The 5,027-nt window shown below is 76.0% G+C and carries 3 protein-coding genes; all 3 read left to right on the forward strand.

Annotated elements, in window-relative coordinates; translation table 11 throughout:
• The first annotated feature begins 171 nt into the window (after positions 1–171).
• The 3 genes from ACSNOD_RS28255 (at position 172) to ACSNOD_RS28265 (ending at position 4,876) form a co-directional block, all read left to right on the forward strand.
• Complete coding sequence (locus ACSNOD_RS28255) at positions 172–3,492, forward strand: S41 family peptidase (protein ID WP_436769908.1); 3,321 nt, start codon at positions 172–174, stop codon at positions 3,490–3,492.
• Between the two features lie 90 nt (positions 3,493–3,582).
• Positions 3,583–3,942 carry a histidine triad nucleotide-binding protein gene (locus tag ACSNOD_RS28260; protein WP_436769909.1) on the forward strand — a complete coding sequence of 120 codons (360 nt, stop codon included), beginning with the start codon at positions 3,583–3,585 and terminating at the stop codon, positions 3,940–3,942.
• 7 nt (positions 3,943–3,949) lie between these two features.
• Entirely contained in the window at positions 3,950–4,876 is a 927-nt protein-coding gene (locus ACSNOD_RS28265) for a ribonuclease Z (RefSeq protein ID WP_436769910.1), read from the forward strand.
• Positions 4,877–5,027: the final 151 nt, after the last annotated feature.

The raw sequence follows: 5,027 nt of genomic DNA on the forward strand, positions 1-5,027 counted from the left end.
CCCCCGTACCGGACCCACCGGCCACGGTGACGGTCACCGCCCCGCCGGACCCCTCGCCGACCTGTTCCTGCACCCCGCCGTCCAAGTAGGCGGCCCGGGCCTGGGGCGCGCGCCCCGGGCAACCTGCCAAACCCCCTGTGCCCCCGCGCCGCCGTCATTAGTGTTACGAACGTGACGCAGCCTTCGTACCTCCGCTACCCGCACCCGCACGGCGAGTTGCTCACCTTCACCGCCGAGGACGACGTCTGGGCGGCGCCGCTCGACGGGGGCCGCGCCTGGCGGGTGAGCGCCGACAACACGCCCGTCTCGCACCCCCGGTTCTCCCCGGACGGCACGCACATCGCCTGGACCTCGACCCGCGACGGCGTCCCCGAGGCGCACCTCGCGCCCGTGGACGGCGGCCCCGCCAAGCGCCTGACGCACTGGGGCAGTTGGCAGACGTCCGTGCGGGGCTGGACGCCGGACGGCCGGGTGCTGGCGGTCAGCCCGTACGGGCAGCCGTCCACGCGGCGGATGTGGGCCCGCGCCGTGCCGCTGGACGGCGGCCCGGCCGCCACCCTGCCGTACGGGCCGGTGGGGAACGTCGCGTACGGGCCCGGCGGCGCCGTCCTGCTCCAGTCCGCCGGCATGGGCCGCGAGGCCGCCGCGTGGAAGCGCTACCGCGGCGGCACGGCGGGCAAGCTGTGGCTCGACCCCGATGGCCGGGGCGCGTTCCACCGCGTCCACGCCGGCCTGGACGGCAACCTGGAGTACCCCCTGTGGGTCGGCTCCCGGATCGCGTTCCTCTCCGACCACGAGGGCGTCGGCGCGCTCTACTCCTCCCTGCCCGACGGCACCGACCTGCGCCGCCACACGCCCCTGGACCTCGGCGCGGACGGCGGCGGCCCCGGCTTCTACGCCCGCCAGGCGGCCACCGACGGCGCCCGCGTCACCTATGTCGCCGCCGGTGAGATCTGGCTGCTGGACGACCTGGAGGGCGCCGCTCCGCGCCGGCTCGACATACGCCTCGGCGGTCAGCGCACCGACCTCCAGCCGCACCCCGTCGCCGCCGCCCGGGACCTGGAGGACGCGGCGCCCGACCACACCGGCCGGGGCAGCGCCGTGGAGGCCCGCGGCGCGATCCACTGGGTCACCCACCGGGACGGCCCGGCCAGGGCGCTGGCGGCCCGCCCGGGGGTACGGGCGCGGCTGCCCCGGGTGTTCCGGCTGGCCGGCGCCGAGCACGTCGTGTGGGTCACGGACGCCGAGGGCGACGACGCCCTGGAGATCGCGCCGGCCACCGGGGGCGAACCGCGCAGGATCGCCGCCGGCCGGCTCGGCCGGGTGCACTGCCTGGCCGTCGCGCCCGACGGCTCCCGGATCGCCGTCGCCTCCCACGACGGCCGGGTCCTGCTGGTCGAACGCGAGTCCGGCGAGGTGCGGGAGGTGGCGCGCAGCGAGTACGGGGACGCCACCGACCTCGTCTTCTCGCCCGACTCCGGCTGGCTCGCCTGGTCCCACCCCGGTCCCGGCCCGCTGCGCCAGCTGAAGCTCGCCGGGCTCGCCGACCTCGTCGTCACCGACGCCACCCCGCTGCGGTTCCGGGACTTCTCGCCGGCCTTCACCCTCGACGGCAAGCACCTGGCGTTCCTCTCCGAGCGGGCGTTCGACCCGGTGTACGACGCGCACGTCTTCGACCTGTCGTTCCCCAACGCCTGCCGGCCGCACCTGATCACGCTCGCCGCCACCACGCCCTCGCCGTTCGGGCCGCAGCGCCACGGGCGGCCCCTGGGCCGGTCCTCGTCGTCCGCCGAGCCCGACGAGGGCCCGGGCGACGGCCACGGCCACGGCAGCGGCGACGGCAACGGCCACGGCACGGACCAAGGCAACGACCACGGCCACGGCGCAGGCGACCGCTCCGGTGACGCCGACCACACCCCCGCCCCCGCCACCCGCGTCGACGTCGAGGGGCTCGCCGACCGGATCATCCCGTTCCCCGTCGACGCCGCCCGCTACTCCACCCTCGCCGCCGCCGAGAACGGCGTCCTCTGGCTCCGCCACCCGCTGCGCGGCGTTCTCGGCTCCGCCCTGGCCCGGCCGGACGCCGCCGGCCCCACCACCGAGCTGGAGCGCTACGACCTCGCCCAGCTGCGCGTCGAGGAACTCGCCGAGGACGTCGACGACTTCGCCGTCACCGGCGACGGCCGGCGGGTCCTGCTGCGCTCCGGCGGCAAACTGCGCCTCGTGCCCGCCGACAGCAAGCCCTCGGACGACGACGACAGCGACGACAGCGTCAGGATCGACCTCTCGCGCATGCGGCTCACCGTCGACCCGGCCGCCGAGTGGCGGCAGATGTACGACGAGGCCGGCCGGCTGATGCGGGACAACTTCTGGCGCCCCGACCTCGGCGGCGTCGACTGGGCCGGCGTCCTCGACCGCTACCGCCCGGTGCTCGACCGCGTCGCCACCCACGACGACCTCGTCGACCTCCTCTGGGAGGTCCAGGGCGAGCTGGGCACCTCGCATGCCTATGTCATCCCGCCCGGCGGCCACGGCGGCGACCGCCACCGGCAGGGGCTCCTCGGCGCCGACATCTCCCGCGCCGAGGACGGCACCTGGCGCGTCGACCGCGTCCTGCCGTCCGAGACCTCCGACCCCGCGGCCCGCTCCCCGCTCGCCGCGCCCGGGGTCGCCGTGCGCGCCGGTGACGCGATCCTCGCCGTCGACGGCCACCGGGTGGACCCCGTCACCGGGCCCGGCCCGCTGCTGGTGGGCGCCGTCGGCAAGCCCGTCGAACTGACGGTCGCCCCGGCCGGCGGCGGCGCGCCGCGCCATGTCGTGGTCGTGCCCCTCGCCGACGAGGAGCCGCTGCGCTACCACGCCTGGGTCGCCGACCGCCGGGCGTACGTCCACGAGCGCTCCGGCGGCCGGCTCGGCTATCTCCACGTGCCCGACATGGTCGGCTCCGGCTGGGCCCAGCTCCACCGCGACCTGCGGGTGGAGGTGGCCCGGGACGGGCTCGTCGTGGACGTCCGGGAGAACCGCGGCGGCCACACCTCGCAGCTCGTCGTGGAGAAGCTGGCCCGGCGGATCGTGGGCTGGGACGTGCCGCGCGGCGTCCGGCCGCACAGCTACCCCTACGACGCGCCCCGCGGGCCGGTGGTGGCGGTGGCCAACGAGTTCTCCGGCTCCGACGGCGACGTGGTCAACGCGGCGATCAAGGCGCTGGGCATCGGCCCCGTCGTCGGCACCCGCACCTGGGGCGGCGTCATCGGCATCGACAGCCGCTACGCGCTGGTGGACGGCACGAGCGTGACCCAGCCGAAGTACGCGTTCTGGCTGGAGGGGTACGAGTGGGGGGTGGAGAACTACGGGGTCGACCCGGACGTGGAGGTCGTGTGCACGCCCCAGGACTGGGCGGCGGGCCGGGACCCCCAGCTGGACGAGGCGGTCCGGATCGCGCTCGCCGCGCTGGAGGAGAGGCCGGCGAAGACGCCGCCCGCCCTCCCCTGAGCGCGAGGGCCGCGGGATACGATGCCGACCAGGCCGATCATCACGACCGATCGACCGTGACCGATCACCCAGACCGAAGAGGGAGACGCCATGGCGGGAGAACCCCGGGCCGACTGCCTGTTCTGCAAGATCGTCGCGGGGGAGGTCCCGGCGGACGTCGTCCGGGAGACCGGGACGACCGTCGCCTTCCGCGACATCAACCCCCAGGCGCCGACCCACGTCCTCGTCATCCCCAAGGCGCACTACCCGGACGCCGCCTCGCTCGCCGCCGCCGAGCCCACGCTCGCGGCCGACGTGCTGCGGGAGGCCGGCGAGGTCGCCGCCGAGGACAAGGTCGACGACACCGGCTACCGCGTGGTGTTCAACACCGGTACGGGCGCGGGCCAGACCGTCTTCCACGCGCACGCCCACGTCCTGGGCGGCCGCGGCCTCAACTGGCCGCCCGGCTAGGCCGACCGTGTCCGCACGCGAGTTCGTCGTCCTCGGCACCGCCAGCCAGGTGCCCACGCGGCACCGCAACCACAACGGCTATCTGCTGCGCTGGGACGGCGAGGGCATCCTCTTCGACCCCGGAGAGGGCACCCAGCGGCAGATGCTGCTCGCGGGCGTGGCCGCCCACGACCTGACCCGCATCTGTGTCACCCACTTCCACGGCGACCACTCGCTGGGTCTCGCCGGGGTGATCCAGCGGATCAACCTGGACCGGGTCCCGCACCCGATCGCCGCGCACTACCCCGCGAGCGGCCGGCACTTCTTCGAGCGGCTGCGTTACGCGACGGCGTACCGCGAGACCGTGGCGCTGCGCGAGGAGCCGGTGTCCGGTGACGGCGGGCTGATCGCCGACACCCCGGCGTTCACCCTTGAAGCCCGCCGCCTCTCGCACCCCGTCGAGTCGTACGGCTATCGGCTGGTCGAGCCGGACGGGCACCGGATGCTGCCGGAGCGGCTGGCGGCGTACGGCGTCCGCGGCCCGGCGGTCGGCCGGCTGCAGCGCGAGGGCGCGCTCGCCACCGAGGAGCACGGCACGGTCACCCTCGACCAGGTGAGCGAGGCCCGGCCCGGCCAGCGGTTCGCGTTCATCATGGACACCCGGCTGTGCGAGGGCGTGGAGGCGCTGGCCGAGGGGTGCGATCTGCTCGTCATCGAGTCGACGTTCCTCGACGAGGACGTCCGGCTGGCCGAGGACCACGGGCACCTGACGGCGGGCCAGGCGGCCCGGGTGGCCGCGGCGGCGGGCGTCCGCCACCTCGTACTGACGCACTTCTCGCAGCGCTACGGCGACCCGGACGTCTTCGCGCGCCAGGCCCGCGCGGCGGGCTTCGAGGGCGAACTGACCGTCGCCCACGACCTGCTGCGGGTGCCGGTGCCGAAGCGGCTGCCCTGAGTCCGTCGCCCTTCCGGCGCGGGGCGCGGGGCGCGGGCGGCGGTGCGCGGCGCCTCGAAATGGCGTGGGGCGGCTCAGAATGGCGTGGGGCGGGTCGAAACGGTGCGCGGCACGCCGGGACGGCGCGGGGCGCCTCGTGCGCACCGCCGCC

This window comes from Streptomyces sp. URMC 123 (assembly GCF_051386515.1).
In the GTDB taxonomy this organism is placed as follows: domain Bacteria; phylum Actinomycetota; class Actinomycetes; order Streptomycetales; family Streptomycetaceae; genus Streptomyces.